Origin of the sequence: Actinophytocola sp. (assembly GCF_035942955.1) — a bacterium.
Taxonomy (GTDB): domain Bacteria; phylum Actinomycetota; class Actinomycetes; order Mycobacteriales; family Pseudonocardiaceae; genus DASYTH01.
In genome coordinates, this window is sequence record NZ_DASZCQ010000114.1 from 1 (window position 1) to 13,970 (window position 13,970).

Sequence of the window (13,970 nt, forward strand, 5' to 3'; positions counted from 1 at the left end):
ACTCGGCGCGGCGCAACTCCACCAGGTCCTCGGCGGCGGCGTCGAGCATCCGCCCCGGATCACCGAACTTCCCGGCGCGCCGCTGCAGAATTCGGTCCGCGCTCTTGTCGACCACCCACCCATGCAGGGCGAACAGCGTCGCGCTCAACACCGCCATCAACGCCGTGGAAACCGGATCGGACACCGAAACCCTTGGCAGGAACGAACTACCACCACGGTACCGATCCGGGGCGTTCACCCGTACTTCGGGAAACCGTTGCCCGCGGGCCGTCGTGCCGGTAGCCGGGCGGGCGGGAAGGTGGTGGGGTGACGGAGACCCAGTCCAGCGAAACCACTTCCGGTGTCGGTCGGCGCGCCGTGCTCGGCGGGGCGGCCGCCTTGGTCGGCGCCACCGCGCTGGCCCCGCTCGACGCGCTGGCCGCGCGGTCGGCGCAGGCCGAGCCGGCGCGGGACACCCGGCGGCCGCACAGCCCCGACTACGGCCCGCTCGCCCCGGTGCGCGACCACACCACCGGGTTGCCGCTGTTGCTGCTGCCCCGCGGGTTCGAGTACCTGACCTACGGGTGGACCGGCGACACGATGGACGACGGGGTGGCCACACCCGCAGCGCACGACGGCATGGCGGCCTTCCGCGCCGGCCGGCGGGGACGGGTGCACCTGGTGCGCAACCACGAGGTGAGCGGCTTCCGCGGCAAGTTCACCGACCCGGCCTACGACCCGGACGCCGGCGGCGGCACCAGCACGCTGGTCTTCGACCCCGATGCCGGGAAGTTCGAGCAGGCTCAGGCCAGCCTGTCCGGCACGGTGCGCAACTGCGCAGGCGGTCCCACCCCGTGGGGCACCTGGCTCACCTGCGAGGAAACCCTGGACATCAACCCCACCACGGGACGCCGGCACGGCTACATCTTCGAGGTGCCGCCCACCGGAAAGGGGGACCCGCGGCCGCTGACGGCGATGGGTCGCTTCGAGCACGAGGCGATCGCCGTCGACCCGGTCACCGGCTTCGTCTACGAGACCGAGGACGACGACATCGCCGGCCTGTTCCGGTTCCGGCCGCGGGTTCCCGGCCAGCTGCGCGCGGGCGGGGTGCTGGAGATGCTCAAGATCGGCGACGCCACGTACGACACCCGCGCGGACGGCGCCGGCACGGTCTACCAGGACACCAGCTGGGTGGAGATCGAGGATCCGGACCCCGCCGAGGGTGGCCCGCGGCCGACGGACCAGGGCATCGCGTTGGGTGGCGCGACGTTCTCCCGGCTGGAGGGCGCCTGGTACGGCAACGGCGTCGTCTACGTCGTGTCCACCAGCGGCGGCCCGGCCGGGCTGGGGCAAGTCTTCGAGTACCACCCGCGCACCGGCCGGTTGCGCATCCTGTTCGCCTCGCCCGGCGAGGACGTTCTGTCCAATCCGGACAACATCGCGGTTAGCCCGCGCGGTGGCATCGTGCTGTGCGAGGACGGCAGCGGTGTGCAGTTCCTGCACGGCCTGACCCGCGACGGGGAGATCTTCCCGTTCGCCGCCAACAACGTCATCCTCCCCGACGGTGTCCCGGGCAGACCGGCGATCCCGCCCGGCGACTACTCCACCCGGGAATGGTGCGGCTCCACCTTCGACCCGATCCGCGGCAAGTGGCTGTTCGTCAACATCCAGACGCCGGGTATCACCTTCGCCATCACCGGCCCCTGGCGCCAGGGCTCCCTCTGACAACTCGTGCGAGGGAATTCACCCGTTGGACGCCAGGCGTTCAGCGCATCCGGCCGGCGCCGGCGGGGAGGCTGATCGTTGTGGTGCGCGTGGCCGAGTACTACCACGATCCGACCGCTCCGGCGGCGAACTCCTTGCGCCCGACGGCCTTCGCCGCGGTGCGCGACCCGACGGGCCGGCTGCTGCTCGCCCGGCGGGCGGACACCGGCAACTGGGAGCTGCCGGGTGGCAAGGTGGAGCCCGGCGAGTCCGCAGTGGACGCCGTGGTCCGCGAGGTGGCCGAGGAGACCGGCGTGACGATCGAGGTCACCGGTCTGTCCGGGGTGTACACCGACCCCGGCCACGTGATGGTTTACCCGACCGGCGAGGTCCGCCAACAGTTCGCCCTGTGCCTGCACGCCGTCCCGGTCTCCGGCCGGCCCCGGCCGGACGACCACGAGATGACCAACGCCGCCTGGCACGCGGTGAGCACCCTCGGCCGACTCTCCATACACCCGAGCATGCGGCTACGCATCGACCACGCGGTAACCTATCCGGACCGCGTTCAGCTGATCTGAGCTCAGCCGGAGCCGGTCGTCGCGAGGTGGGCCCGCACCGACCGTTCCACCAGGATGGGCACGAAAGCGTGCACCCGCGCGTCGGCGAAGCGGTTCCGCTCCCGCGCCACCAGACGGCGCACCTCCCCGGCGTTCCCGGCCGTATTCATCTACCCCGGCCAGGTGACGCGCCGGTGGCGCCCAGATGAGCGTCCGGCTCCGGACATGGGTTGTTCATCTCCGCACGTCGCCAAACGCAACGGCCTCCGCTGACCCGCCAAGCTTACGTCCTATGTAGACGGAAAGATCAGCCGTCCAGCACGCGTTGTGGCTGCCCGGTGCCCGCGCGGTGCCAGCGCAGCCCGGCGGCGTCGAGGAATCGCAGCACCACGACCGCGGTGGCCGGATCGCCGCCGAGCGCGAGGGCCCGGTCGTTCACCTCGCCGGCGGGCAGCTTGGTCAGCTCCACCGGGGCGCCGGGAGCCGGCTCGACCGTGCTGACCCCGTCGGGGTGGCGGACCTCGAGGATCTCGACCTGGAAGACCGGTGCGGTGCTGTGGTTGGTCGTCCGCACCCACCAACGACCCTCCGCGCGGTGCAGCTCCGCGATGATCAGGCGGGCCTGGCCGGCCTCCCGGTCGGCCTGCTCGATCCGCTGCCGCCGAGCGCCGCGCCGGGCCAGCAGCAGCGCCACCGCCACGGCGGCGACCGTGCCCGCGGCACCGGCGATCTCACCCAGCGCCGACATCCAGTCCGTGACGGCCGGGCCCTGCACGGGCGGCAGCATACCGTTACGTGGCCACGGGATTGCAGGTGGCAATTGCAGGTACGCTGATCCAAAGCAGGGGAGGCAGCGGATGTCGCGACCCGCCGATCCCGACGAGGCGTTCGCCGACCGGTACCGGGAGTTCATGGTTCGCACCCTTGACGGGTTCGAGTTCTTCGGGGTGGATCCGCGCGGCGTTCCGCGGCGGCACAGCTTCGAGCGCGGATACGTTGCCCTGACCCTCAACCAACGGGATCTGGGTGACGACGCAACGGTGACCGCGGGTGCCCGGGCGGATCAGGCGCTGCGCAACCACCGGCGTGCGCTGGTCCGAGGGGTCGCGGGATCGGGCAAGAGCACGCTGCTGCGCTGGCTCGGCGCGAACATCGACGAGCCGGCGACTGTTCCGGTCCTGCTGGAGCTCGGACGGTACGCCGACGGGCAGCCGCCCGATCTGGCCGAGGCGGTCGCCGCACCGCTGCGGCCGCGGATGCCGGCCGGCTGGATGCACCGAATGCTTGCCGGAGGCCGGGTTCTGCTGCTGCTCGACGGGCTCGAGGAGGTCCGGCCGCGGGAACGGTCGCATCTCGAGCAATGGGTGGAGCACCACCTGGCCGTCTATCCCGACACCCGGTGCGTGGTCACCACCCGCCCGTCGGTGGTGGCCGAGCAGTGGTGGGCCGACCGCGGTTTCCAGCGGTTCGACCTGCTCCCGATGAGCCGGCACAGCATCGACAAGTACGTACACGGCTGGCACGAGATGGCCCGGGACGACCACCCCGAGGGCTCGGACGCCCGGGAGTCGTTGCACCACACCGAGCGCCGGCTGCTGGCCACCCTGTCCAACCGGCCGGCGCTGCGCGGGATGAGTGCGAACCCCTTGCTGTGCGGGCTGCTGTGCGCGCTGCACATGGACCGCGGCGAGCACCTGCCGGAGAACCGCAAGCAGGTCTACGACGCCGCGCTGGACCTGCTGCTGTCGCGCTGGCCGGCGATGCGCCGGCAGTATCTTCGGACCGGCACCCCCGAGACCCACATCCCCACCGAGGATGTGGCGCTCAGCAAGGAGGAGCAGGAGAAGCTGCTCCAGCGGCTCGCGTTCTGGCTGGTCACCAACCTCGAGCCGGTGCTCACGCCGGAGGACGCCAAGGATCGGATGCCGTCGTTCATGTCCGGCCTGCGCAGCGAGGACGAGGATCCGGAGCGGGTGTTGCGCTACCTCGCCCACGAGAGCGGCCTGCTGCGCGAGCTGCCCAGCCGCTCCCTGGAATTTCTGCACCGCACGTTCCGCGACCACCTCGCGGCCAAGGAGGTCGTCGACGAGGCCTATTTCGGTCTGATGCTCGACAACGCCGACAAGCCGCACTGGCACGACGTGGTGGTGATGGCCGGCGCACACGCCCGGCCCACCGAACGGCAGCGGATTCTGCTCACACTGCTCGAACGCGGCAAGGCCGACCACGAGCACCGCGAGGCGCTCTACCTGCTCGCCGCCGCCATTCTGGAGCAGGCCACCGTGCTGCCGGCGGACTCGCAGCACGTGCGGAATCGGGTGACCGAGGCAATGGCCGAGCTGATCCCGCCGCGCACGCCGGGCGCCGCCGACCAGCTCGCCGCGGCCGGCGAGTTCGTCCTCGACCTGCTGCCCGGCCCGGGCGGGCTCACCGCGTGGCAATCCGCGCTGGTCGTGCGCGCGGCGGCCCGCATCGCCGCGCAATGGAACCCACCGGGCGCGGTGGAGAAGATCCTGCAGTTCACCGCGAACCCGTCCACCGGTGTGATCAACGAACTGCTCGAGCCCTGGGGCCGGCTGGGCGACTACGAGAAGTACGCGCGGGACGTGCTCAGCGAGATCGACTTCCGCCGGTTCACCGTCGACCTGCAGAACGGCCGCCGGATCGAGCACATCGGGCACCTGCGCACCATCACGAACCTGGTACTGCGCAACGACATGCGCGACCTCACGCCGCTGGCCGACCTGCCAGAGCTGCGCCGGCTCACCCTGCGTGACAACATGATGACCACGCTGGACCCACTGACCCGGTCGGCCTCGCTGCGCGTGCTTGTGCTGGACCGGTGCTCATCGCTGGCCGACGCCCGGCCCGTCGACCTGTCCCCGCTCGCCGGGATCCCGGGGCTGCGGCGGCTGGTCATCTCCGGAATCACCTCGAAGGTCGATCTCGCCAGCCTGGCGGGGGTCCGGCTGGACAGCCTGGCCCTGCGCGGTTCCGTGGCGCTGCCGGCCGGCCTGCACGTGCGGCACCTGACCCTGAGCAGCGCCGCACGCCGGATGAAACTCGCCGGCGTGCACGGAATCCGGTCGATCATCCTGGATTGGGCACCCGACGACGACGAGCTGGCCATGCTCGCCGGACTACCGGACCTCCGCCGGCTCGTGCTCTGGCGGGTACCGCCGAACACCCCCGCCCCGGAACTGCCCGGCGTCAACGTCACCATGTCGTTCCACCCCGCCGGCGGCGCGCTGACCGGCTGAGCGAGGTCATCCGTCCAGCGCGGCACCGTCACCTGTTCGTCTGGGCGTTGCGGGCCGGCCACCGGTCGTTCGTCGTGGTCAACGAGGTTGAGACCTGCCGCCCGCGCTTGATCTGTCCATTCCGGACACTGCGCTGCCGCCGGACCAGCTGAGCCGCCAGGGCATGCTCCGGCGGGTCGGCATGCCCGGCGCCGGCGTCGCGGCCGTGAACGTGCTGGGGGCGCCCACACCCGCGGCGGCGCGGGGGGATGAGGACCGCGGCGGCTACGCGGGCGGCCTGCGCTGACACCTCCCGCGCGGTCATGCCGCGCAGGCGGACCGCGGCCAGCTCGATCGCCAGCGGCAGCCCGTCGAGGCGAGGGCACAGCTCGACGATCGCACCCTGGTCGCTGCGTGGTCGACGCTTGTTGCTCCGGTCGCTCGCGCACGATCGAGCAGCAGCCGCACGGCGGGAGACCGCTCCACCTCCCGGGCCGCGTCGGTGTCGGGAAGTGCCAGGGGGCCCAGCGGCAGCACATACTCACTCGGCATGCCCAACGGCTCCCGGCTCGTGGCCAAGACGCGTACTTTGTCGACCACGAGCAGCCGCCGTTCCACCCGGCCGAGGCCGACGAGCGCCGGGTCCGGACCCGGGAAACCCAACGCATCGGCCACGGCGAACGGCACCGTGTCCGGTTGTCAACGGCTTCGAGGCGGCACACCACCCCGATTCAGCGGCGGCAACGCCGGCGCGAGCCGCGTTTTGCCGACTCCGCCGACCCCGGTCACGCTGACTACCAGGCTGCGGGTCAGCAGCTCGCGGGAGCGTCGTCAGGAGGGACGCGGCGTGCACCCGGTTAGCCGCGTGGCCGGCGCTCGCGCAGGCGGAGGGCGGTGAGGGTGCCGAGGATGAGGACCGCGGCGGAGTTGACGACGAGGGTGGTGATCACCTGGTCGGTGTCGATGGACTCGTGGAAACCGAACAGGCCCACGGTGAGGCTGAGGGACAGCGCGCCGAGGACGCTCGCCGCGTAAAGGGCGCCGAGCGCGAAGGCGGCCGTGAGGAACCGGTCGGGGGTGAACAGCAGCACGAGGGCGAGGAGGAATCCGCCGATCGCGTTGAGCAGGAAGAGGGTGCCGATCGTCTCGACGTCGCGGAACCCGTCGAGCCACAGGTACAGGTGAATGCCGGCCGACCATCCGGTCAGTGCGGCGCCGGCGATCCGGCCGCCCATCGCCAGCCGGCGGCCGGTTCGTGGTGTGCTCGCGAGGGTCGTGGTCATGTCTGGGCTTCCTTTCCACCTCTGGTACCCATGCACACGAGCGATCAGACCGGCGGGTTCACATCGGAGGTGTGGTAGGTGAGGTACGCGTTGGTGATCTGGCACGGTGCGGAGCATTCGGAGTCGCCGGAGGAGATCGACGCGTGGCCGGAGCACCGGGCCTGGCTCGCCGACGTGCGGGCGCGTCGCGTGTTCGGGGCCCGGCTGCGGCCGGCGGCCACGACGAAGGTGCAGGTGCGGCGCGGCGAGACGCTGGTGTCGGACGGGCCGCACGCGGAGACCAAGGATCTGATCGGCGGCGTCGTCGTGATCGAGTGCGCGCATCTCGACGAGGCGATCGAGGTCGCCGCCGCCATCCGTTCGCCGCGTTCGGCACCATCGAGATCCGGCCGGTCTGGGAGTGAGCGACGCCGTCGAGGCGGCGGTCGCCGAGGCGTTCGCGGCGGAGTGGGGGCAGGTCGTCGCGACGCTGATCGGTCTGACCGGCGACTGGGACCTCGCCCCTCGCGGCGGTGAGCATCCTGTCCCGGCCCACGGTGAAGTGGGGCAACCTCGCCGGCCTCGTCATGTTCACCATGGAGCCCGCGCTCATCGTCCTGATGACGCTGTACCTGCAGGACGTGCTGCACCTCTCGCCGCTGGCCACCGGGCTGGCCTTCGGCGGGCTCGGCCTGGCCGCGGTGGCCGCGGGTGTCGTCGCCGGCCGCTTCATCGACCGGCACGGCTCGCGCACCGTGCTGGCCGCCGGCCTGCTGGTGCAGTCCGGCGCCACCGCCCCGCTGGTCCTGCTCGGCGCCGGCGGCGCCTGGCTCTGGCTGCTGGTGCCCGCGCTGTTCGTGGGATTCTTCGGGTTCGTGACCGCGATCGTGTCGTTCATGGTGACCGCGACCTCGGGCCTGCCCGACTCCGAGCAGGGCTGGCCACCGGCCTGACCACGCTGGCCCAGGAGATCGGGCCCACCATCGGAATTCCGATCCTCAGCGCGATCGCGGCGACTCGGACGAGCCTGCTCGCCGGGATCCACCTGGCGCTGGCCGCCGACGTCGTAGTGACCGTGGCGCTCGTCTGGACCGGGCTGCGGCCGCCGGCGACGGATCAGTCGAACAGCTTGGCGCCCTGGTCGATGATCGTCAGGACGGACAGCACGCCGAACAGCGCGACCGACCAGCACAGTGCGACGACCCTGGCGCCGCGGACGCGGATCGGCTCGGGCAGCACCCGCCGGTTGAGCACGATGAGCAGGATCGAGTAGATGAACATCATCAGCCCGCCGACGCACGCGGAGATCACCAGCAGCACCAGCGGCTGGGTGAACCCGGCGAGCAGGATGACGCTGCCGAGCAGCACAAGGACCCAGACCAGGATGAAGTAGATCGTGCTTTCCTTGGCCTTCGGCAGGTACGACGTCTTGATCACGTCGGCGGCCAGCCGGCTGGTGTAGTCCACGATGCCCAGCGCCGCGGCGAACAAGGCGAACGCCCCGATGATCCAGAAGAACGGGCCGAACCAGCCGCCGACGGTGGCGTTGAGCTGCTCCCCCTCGATGCGCAGGAAGCCGATCCCGTTGGGCAGGTCGTCCCGGCCGAACACGGTGGAGTACGCCAGCAGCGAGGTGAATGTGATCGACAGGAACGTGATCAGCACGAACGTCGACAGCTGCTCCCGGTTGGCGAACCGCCACCAGGCCCGCCAGCGGCCGAGGTGCTCGTCGGTCGGCTCGAAGATGAACCCGGTGCTGGGCGCGGCCTCGGGTTTGCCGGTGACCGGGCTGGTGATCCGCGGCACGTAGGCGCCCATGCCGAACCCCTTGTCCCGGATCCAGTTGCTCTGCACCAGGTTCTGCCCACCGCCGGCGCCGGCGAAGGCGAGCGCGCTGAGCAGCAGGGCGAACCCGAGCGGCTCCACCGGCACGCTCGCGTCGGTGATCACCTTCGGCACGTCGCTCCACGCGTCGGCGGTGATCGCGAACAGCGCGCCGATCATGACGAGCACGAGCACCGCGGCCACCTTCAGCATCTCCGCGCGTTCCAGCGCGACGTAGACCACGGGCGCGAGGGTGAGGATGAGCCCGATCGCCACCAGCATGCCGATCGCGATCCACGCGGCGTCGCCGCCCCACAGGTAGGTGACCAGCGTCGCCGAGCTCGTCACCCAGCCCGGCCACAGGTTCGCCAGGTAGGTCAGCACGGCGAACACCAGCCCCCAGTGCCGCCAGAACCGGCTGAACCCGGTCAGCGCGGTCTCCCCGGTGGCCAGGGTGTACCGCTCGATCTCCATGTTCAGGAAGAACTGCGTGCCCAGCCCGACCAGGGCCGCCCACACGAACACCAGCCCGACCTGCGACGCGATGTACGGGAACAGGATGAACTCGCCCGAGGCGAGCCCGACGCCGGCCGCCACGATCCCCGGCCCGATGATCCGCCACGTCGATGCCGGCGGTTCCGGTAGCGGTTTGACGCTCGGAGACGCCAGATGCCGCGACGGGAATCGATCAACCACCGAAGTCGCCATTGCCCTCGCCCTCCCGACCTGGAGATCACTAACCCGTCGGGATTACCCCGGCCGACCCGGCGTTAAGCAAGATCAGTGCGACTCGCGGGAGACCTCGTGGCCGCTGGCGCCGACGAGGAAGTCCAGGTCGGCGCCGGTGTCGGCGCCCATGACGGTGTCGACGTAGAGGCGTTCCCAGCCGCGGCTCGGGCGGGCGACGGCGGCCAGCATGGCCGGCGACGGGGGCCGGGCGGCCAGCTCGTCGGGAGACAGGTCGACGTCGATGGTCCGGCGCGGCACGTCGAGGGTGATCACGTCGCCGGTGCGGATCCGGTCGAAGGGGCCGCCGGCCGCGGCCTCGGGGGCGACGTGCAGCACCACGGTGCCGTAGGCGGTGCCGCTCATCCGGCCGTCGCAGATCCGGACCATGTCGCGCACACCCTGGCGCAGCAGCTTCGGCGGCAGCGGCAGGTTGGCCACCTCGGGCATCCCCGGGTAGCCCTTGGGCCCGCAGCCGCGCAGCACGAGCACCGAGTCGGCGTCGACGTCAAGGTCGGGGTCGTCGATGCGGGCGCGGAAGTCCTCGATGGAGTCGAACACCACGGCCCGGCCGCGGTGGCGCAGCAGCTCCGGCGACGCGGCGGCCGGCTTGATGATCGCGCCGTTCGGCGCCAGGTTGCCGTGCAGCACGGCGATCCCGGCGTGCGGTTGCAGCGGCGCGTCCCGGGTGCGGATCACGTCGGGGTCCCAGATCCGGGCGTCGCCGAGGAACTCGACGAGCGGCTGACCGGTGACCGTCAGCGCGTCGGGGTCGAGCAGGTCGATCACCTCGTGCAGCACGGCGGCCAGCCCGCCGGCCCGGTGCAGGTCCTCCATCAGGTGGCGCCCGGCCGGTTGCAGGTCGACCAGCAGCGGGACGTCGGCGCCGATCCGGTCGAAGTCGGCAAGGGTGAGCGGCACGCCGAGCCGGCCGGCGATGGCCAGCAGGTGCACGACCGCGTTGGTGGAGCCGCCGATCGCGGCGAGCGTCACGATCGCGTTGTGGAACGAGCCGGCCGTCAGGACCCGGCTGGGCCGGCGGTCGGCGGCGACCATCTCGACCACGAGCCGGCCGGTCTCGTGCGCGCGGGCCAGCAACCGGCTGTCGGCGGCCGGGATGCCGGCGGTGCCGGGCAGCGTCGTGCCGAGCGCCTCGGCCAGCAGCCCGATGGTCGACGCCGTGCCCATCGTGTTGCAGTGCCCGCGGCTGCGGATCATCGACGACTCCGACTCGTGGAAGTCGCGCTCGGACAGGGTGCCGGCGCGGACCTCCTCGGACAGCCGCCAGACGTCGGTGCCGCAGCCGAGCGGGACGCCGCGGAAGGTGCCGGTGAGCATCGGGCCGCCGGGCACCACCACGGCGGGCAGGTCGACCGACGCGGCCGCCATGAGCAGCGACGGGATCGTCTTGTCGCAGCCGCCGAGCAGCACCACGCCGTCGACCGGGTTGGCTCGCAGCATCTCCTCGGTGGCCATCGCCGCCATGTTGCGCCAGAGCATCGCGGTGGGCCGGACCTGCGTCTCGCCGAGCGACACCACGGGCAGGTTGAGCGGGACCCCGCCGGCCTCCCACACGCCGCGCTTGACGTGCTCGGCGACCTCGTCGAGGTGGCTGTTGCACGGCGTCAGGTCGGACGCGGTGTTGGCGATGGCGATCTGCGGCCGCCCGGCGAACGCCGAGTCGGGCAGGCCGCGGCGCATCCATGCCCGGTGGATGTAGGCGTCCCGGCGATGGCCGGCGTACCAGGCGGCGCTGCGCAGTCCGGTCATGGTCACCATGTAAGCATGCGCGCCTTCGTCATCACCGGTCCCGGACGGGCCGACGTGGTGGATGTGCCCGAGCCGGAGGCGGGGCCGGGCCAGGTGATCGTCGACGTCGAACGGGCCGGGGTGTGCGGCACCGACGCCGAGTTCTTCTCCGGCGACATGGCCTACCTGCACACCGGCGAGGCCGCCTACCCGATCCGCATCGGACACGAGTGGAGCGGTGTGGTCGCCGCGGCCGGGCCGGGTGTCGATCCGAAGTGGACCGGCCGGCGGGTCACCGGCGACACGATGCTCGGCTGCGGGCGCTGCCGCCGCTGCACGTCCGGCCGGCAGCACCTGTGCGCCGACCGGTACGAGATCGGCATCCGCAACGGCTGGCCGGGCGCGCTCGCCGAGCGGCTGCCGGTGCCGGCGCGGGCGCTGCATCCGTTGCCCGGCACCGTCGACGCCACGCTCGGCGCGCTCGTCGAGCCCGGCGCCAACGCGCTGCGGGCCGTCCGCGGCGCCCGGCTGTCCCCCGGCGCGCGGCTGCTCGTGCTCGGCCCCGGCACGATCGGCTTGCTGGTGGGGAAGATCGCCGCGGCCGACGGGGCCGAGGTTCACCTGCTCGGACGGGACGAGGAGTCGCTGAGCTTCGCTCGGTCCCTCGGCATCGGTCCGGTATGGACGTCTGTGACCGTGCCGGATCTTCCGTTCGACGCCGTCGTCGACGCCTCCAACTCCCCCGACCTGCCGGCGCTCGCGCTCGATCTTGTCGAGCCCGGTGGCCGTATCGTCTACATCGGACTGTCCGGTGAGCCGAGCCGGATCGACACCCGGACCGCGGTGCTCAAGGACGTGACGATCGTCGGGGTGCTCAGCGGATCGGGCGGTCTCGCCGGCACGATCGAGCTATACGCCTCCGGCGCGGTCGACCCGCGCCCACTGGTCGCCGCCACCGTCTGCCTCGACGACGCCGCGACCGTCCTGGCCGGCAAGCGCGACCCCGGCTGGGGACCGGCTCCGAAGATCCACATCGATCCCCGGCCGTGGGGCGGGGAAGCTGACCGTGACGGCAAGCCCGCCGGCGGGTAGCGGGCGGGCGTCGAGGTGGCCGTCGTGCGCGGCGACGATCGCGGCGACGATGGGCAGGCCGAGGCCGAGGCCGTCGCGGGTGGCGGAGCGCTCGCCGGTGAGCCGGGTGAACGGTTGGAAGAGCCGGTCGAGCTGGTCGGGTGGGATCATCGGACCGGTGTTGGTCACCGTCACCGTGGCGGATCCGGCCCCGGTCCCGGTGTCGACCGTGACCGTGCCGCCGGTCGTGTTGTGGCGCACGGCGTTGTCGACGAGGTTGGCCACCAGCCGTTCGGCCAGGTGGGGGTCGCCGAGCGCGGTGGCGGGGCCGAGGTCGGCGTCGATGCGCACCTGCCGGGCGCCGGCATCGGCCCGGCGCGCGTCGACCACCGCGCCGGTGATCACCCGCAGGTCGAGCGGCTCCCGGCGGTCCAGGCCGCGCTCGCTGCGGGCCAGGGTGAGCAGCGCCTCGATGAGCCGCTCCTGCTGCTCGCCGGCCGCGAGCGCGCGCCGGCAGGCGGTCTGGAGCCCGGCTGTCGTCGGGCGCGGGTCGGCGAGCGCCACCTCCAGCAGGGTCCGCTGCCGGGCCAGCGGGGTGCGCAGCTCGTGCGAGGCGTTGGCGACGAACTGGCGCTGCGCGGTGAAGGCCGCCTCGAGCCGGGCGAGCAGCCCGTCGAAGGTGTCGCCGAGCTCCTTGAGCTCGTCGTCCCGACCCGTCATCGCGAGTCTCTGGTGCAGGTCGCTGGCGGAGATGCGGCGGGCGGCCGCGGTGATCGTGCGCAGCGGCCGCAGCACCCGCCCGGCCACCAGCCAGCCGAGCCCGACCGACACGACGGTCATGAACGCGAGCGCGGTCCCGGACTGGATGAGCAGCTGGCGCATGGTCTCGGCCCGCTGCGCGTCGAACAGCGACCGGGCCTCGTCGGCGCAGGCGGTGAACTGCTCCGCCGTGGCCACCGAGCCGTCCGGCCGCGCGCAGATCCGGATGATCTCGCTGCCGCCCGGGGTGTCGCGCAGCTGCAGCACCGGGAACCGGTCGGCCACCAGCAGGTAGGTGATGACCAGCAGGCCCGCGCCGGACAGCAGGAACAGTCCACTGTAGAGCAAGGTGAGTCGCAGCCGGACGGTCCGCCGGGGCATGGCGTCACTCCCCGATCCGGTAGCCGGCCTGCGGGACGGTCTGGATCATCGGCGGGTCCCCGAGCTTGCGGCGCAGCCGGCTGACGGTCACCTTGACCGCGGTGGTGAACGGGTCGGCCATCTCGTCCCACACGCGTTCCAGCAGCTCCTCGGCCGGCACGATCCGGCCCTGGGCGGCGAGCAGCAGCTCCAGCACGCCGAACTCCTTGGGCCCCAGGTCGAGCGGCCGCCCGTCGCGGCTGGCGGCCCGGCGCGCCGGGTCGAGCACCAGGCCGGCGTACTCCAGCACCGGCGGAACGGCCGGCTGGGCGCGCCGGAACAGCGCCCGGAGCCGGGCGACCAGCTCGGCGAGCGCGAACGGCTTCGGCAGGTAATCGTCGGCGCCGAGGCCGAGGCCGTCCACCCGGTCCTCGATCGTGGCCGCCGCGGTCAGCATGAGCACCCGGCCGCGGCACCCGCCCGCCACGAGCCGCGCGCACACCTCGTCACCGTGCCGGCCGGGCAGGTCCCGGTCGAGCACGATCACGTCGTAGTCGCACAGTTGCGCGCGCTCCAGCCCGGTGGCGCCGTCGAACACCACGTCGACGGCCATCCGCTCGCGGCGCAGCCCGACGCCGATCGCCTCGGCCAGCTCGACGTCGTCCTCGATCACCAGTACCCGCATCGCCACCAGCGTGCCGAAGTGGACGTTGCGCCACGGTTACAGCGTGCTGTAACCG

14 protein-coding genes and 1 pseudogene are annotated in these 13,970 nt (G+C 72.2%); 7 read left to right on the top strand and 8 right to left on the bottom strand.

Annotation, left to right across the window (positions count from 1 at the left end):
• Window positions 1-184 (bottom strand): hypothetical protein (locus VGX25_RS11245; protein WP_326917598.1); only part of this gene is annotated, 184 nt, incomplete at its 3' end.
• Between the two features lie 122 nt (window positions 185-306).
• Between VGX25_RS11245 and VGX25_RS11250 the strand changes: the two genes are divergently transcribed.
• Window positions 307-1,704, top strand: a complete 1,398-nt coding sequence (locus VGX25_RS11250; protein WP_326917599.1) for an alkaline phosphatase PhoX — start codon at window positions 307-309, stop codon at window positions 1,702-1,704.
• 80 nt (window positions 1,705-1,784) lie between these two features.
• The gene (locus tag VGX25_RS11255) at window positions 1,785-2,261 is read left to right on the top strand and encodes an NUDIX domain-containing protein (protein ID WP_326917600.1); all 477 of its coding nucleotides are present in this window, start codon (window positions 1,785-1,787) and stop codon (window positions 2,259-2,261) included.
• A gap of 2 nt (window positions 2,262-2,263) precedes the next feature.
• Here VGX25_RS11255 and VGX25_RS11260 read toward each other — a convergent pair whose 3' ends face one another.
• Window positions 2,264-2,410, bottom strand: coding sequence for a three-helix bundle dimerization domain-containing protein (locus VGX25_RS11260; protein WP_326917601.1), 147 nt, complete (start codon window positions 2,408-2,410; stop codon window positions 2,264-2,266).
• A 137-nt stretch (window positions 2,411-2,547) separates the two neighbouring features.
• Complete coding sequence (locus VGX25_RS11265) at window positions 2,548-3,015, bottom strand: hypothetical protein (protein ID WP_326917602.1); 468 nt, start codon at window positions 3,013-3,015, stop codon at window positions 2,548-2,550.
• An 82-nt stretch (window positions 3,016-3,097) separates the two neighbouring features.
• On the opposite strand from VGX25_RS11265, the gene VGX25_RS11270 reads away from it, so the two are divergent.
• Together VGX25_RS11270 and VGX25_RS11275 are read left to right on the top strand one after the other, a co-directional pair.
• Window positions 3,098-5,500: an NACHT domain-containing protein gene (locus tag VGX25_RS11270; protein WP_326917603.1), complete on the top strand. Its 2,403-nt coding sequence runs from the start codon at window positions 3,098-3,100 to the stop codon at window positions 5,498-5,500.
• 163 nt (window positions 5,501-5,663) lie between these two features.
• Window positions 5,664-5,786, top strand: coding sequence for a hypothetical protein (locus VGX25_RS11275; protein WP_326917604.1), 123 nt, complete (start codon window positions 5,664-5,666; stop codon window positions 5,784-5,786).
• Window positions 5,787-6,336: 550 nt separating this feature from the next.
• Here the strand turns inward: VGX25_RS11275 and VGX25_RS11280 are convergent.
• Complete coding sequence (locus VGX25_RS11280) at window positions 6,337-6,762, bottom strand: hypothetical protein (RefSeq protein WP_326917605.1); 426 nt, start codon at window positions 6,760-6,762, stop codon at window positions 6,337-6,339.
• Window positions 6,763-6,855: 93 nt separating this feature from the next.
• On the opposite strand from VGX25_RS11280, the gene VGX25_RS35655 reads away from it, so the two are divergent.
• Window positions 6,856-7,278, top strand: coding sequence for a YciI family protein (locus VGX25_RS35655; RefSeq protein ID WP_414635765.1), 423 nt, complete (start codon window positions 6,856-6,858; stop codon window positions 7,276-7,278).
• Window positions 7,275-7,694, top strand: a complete 420-nt coding sequence (locus VGX25_RS11290) for an MFS transporter (protein ID WP_326917606.1) — start codon at window positions 7,275-7,277, stop codon at window positions 7,692-7,694. Before VGX25_RS35655 ends, VGX25_RS11290 begins: the two co-directional genes overlap by 4 nt.
• A gap of 163 nt (window positions 7,695-7,857) precedes the next feature.
• On the opposite strand, the gene VGX25_RS11295 is transcribed toward VGX25_RS11290, so the two are convergent.
• Window positions 7,858-9,162, bottom strand: a complete 1,305-nt coding sequence (locus VGX25_RS11295; protein ID WP_326917607.1) for an Nramp family divalent metal transporter — start codon at window positions 9,160-9,162, stop codon at window positions 7,858-7,860.
• Between the two features lie 183 nt (window positions 9,163-9,345).
• Window positions 9,346-11,061: an IlvD/Edd family dehydratase gene (locus VGX25_RS11300; RefSeq protein ID WP_326917608.1), complete on the bottom strand. Its 1,716-nt coding sequence runs from the start codon at window positions 11,059-11,061 to the stop codon at window positions 9,346-9,348.
• A gap of 15 nt (window positions 11,062-11,076) precedes the next feature.
• On the opposite strand from VGX25_RS11300, the gene VGX25_RS11305 reads away from it, so the two are divergent.
• Window positions 11,077-12,132: a zinc-dependent alcohol dehydrogenase gene (locus VGX25_RS11305; protein WP_326917609.1), complete on the top strand. Its 1,056-nt coding sequence runs from the start codon at window positions 11,077-11,079 to the stop codon at window positions 12,130-12,132.
• Between the two features lie 15 nt (window positions 12,133-12,147).
• Here VGX25_RS11305 and VGX25_RS11310 read toward each other — a convergent pair.
• Window positions 12,148-13,251: pseudogene (locus tag VGX25_RS11310) on the bottom strand (sensor histidine kinase); the annotation flags it as partial.
• A gap of 4 nt (window positions 13,252-13,255) precedes the next feature.
• Window positions 13,256-13,915 (bottom strand): response regulator transcription factor, encoded by a 660-nt coding sequence (locus VGX25_RS11315; RefSeq protein WP_326917610.1) that lies wholly within the window; start codon window positions 13,913-13,915, stop codon window positions 13,256-13,258.
• Window positions 13,916-13,970: the final 55 nt, after the last annotated feature.